This is a genomic window from bacterium endosymbiont of Bathymodiolus sp. 5 South (assembly GCF_900128535.1).
GTDB lineage: Bacteria > Pseudomonadota > Gammaproteobacteria > PS1 > Pseudothioglobaceae > Thiodubiliella.
The window spans coordinates 1-925 of the sequence record NZ_FQTR01000395.1; the positions used below are offsets into that span (position 1 = coordinate 1).

The following is a 925-nucleotide window of genomic DNA, read 5'->3' on the forward strand; positions in this document are numbered from 1 at the left end:
TGGCGGCATGAAATCAAGATTTGCCAACATTTTGTCACGCACCTTGACAACAGAAGGCGTCATTTCTTGCCCTACATCAAACTCAATGGTAACAATGCCCTGACCTTTATCGCTAACTGAATAAACATGCTTAACACCTAAAATATTAGACATTAGGCGCTCTAATGGCTTAACCACAATATTAGACACCTCTTCCGAAGAGGCGCCTGGGTATTCAACAAAAACATCAATAAGGGGTACAGAAATCTGCGGATCTTCTTGTCTCGGTGTAGAAATAAGCCCGATAATACCGGCACCAAGCATGGCAAAAAACAAAATAATAGACAAGGGTGAGGTAATAAAGGCCTTGGTTAGCTTCCCTGCAATGCCTAACTCATAATCTCTCAAGTCATCTAAAATTATATCTTTATCGATATTCTTCTCTTTAGAGGTATCAATGTGTTCGTGTTTTTTCATCAGTTCCTTAATATGAAAATGGTATTTTGATAATTATTCATCATTATGCAGAAGACTGACTAAATATCCATCCCTGAAATCATCATAATATTAGGATTGGTAACAATTTTTTCACCAATTCTTAGACCGGATAAAACACTTTTTTGATTATCACTGATTTGTTCACCAAGGCGCACAAACCTCAATTCAGTTTTATGAGTTTGTGGGTTAATAACAAAGACGCTTGGCAAACTAGAACGCCATATAATGGCTGTTTCTGGAATGACTGGCATTAACGAGCCTGAATCTGTTTCAAAAATTTCTACTTCCGCATAAGCCCCTACTAAGACTGGCACATTCTCAGGTAAATCAAATTTAACTTTAACGCTGTGTTTGTTGTTATCGGCTATTGGGTAGATTTGTGAAAGTTTTGCGTTAACCACAATATTTACCATGTCTAATTTAATGCGGTATCTTTTGTTAAGCTTTA

The 925-nt window shown here is 37.0% G+C and carries 1 protein-coding gene and 1 pseudogene; both read right to left on the reverse strand.

Annotated features, from left to right (window positions below):
• Positions 1 to 456, reverse strand: a 456-nt coding sequence (locus tag BBROOKSOX_RS11740; RefSeq protein ID WP_139662067.1) for an efflux RND transporter permease subunit, incomplete at its 3' end; no start/stop codon positions are given.
• Positions 457 to 515: 59 nt separating this feature from the next.
• A pseudogene (locus tag BBROOKSOX_RS11745) lies at positions 516 to 925 on the reverse strand (efflux RND transporter periplasmic adaptor subunit); the annotation flags it as partial.